A 244-nucleotide genomic window follows, 5' to 3' on the forward strand; every position below is an offset into this window, starting at 1 on the left:
AGATAAGAAACACTGCAATAGCAGTAATACGCATAAGGTGTTGTTTTGTATCTTGCGATAGAGAAAGTCAGAGGCTGACACATATATAATCAATGCTGCCAAACCAACTAAATAACATTCATGACTAAAAATAAGGGCGCCACATAATTTGAGTAAAAAGAAGTCTGATTTTTATCGAAAACTAACTATGCCAGACCTATACAACATGAGTCTGGCATAAATATCTTCCGATATTGTCTAGACT

The 244-nt window shown here is 34.8% G+C and carries 1 pseudogene; it reads right to left on the reverse strand.

The features are described 5' to 3' along the window. Positions 1–132 (reverse strand): annotated as a pseudogene (locus BCT81_RS29715) (peptidase); the annotation flags it as partial. Positions 133–244 lie beyond the last annotated feature (112 nt).

This window comes from Vibrio sp. 10N.261.52.A1 (assembly GCF_002876325.1).
Taxonomy (GTDB): domain Bacteria; phylum Pseudomonadota; class Gammaproteobacteria; order Enterobacterales; family Vibrionaceae; genus Vibrio; species Vibrio chagasii.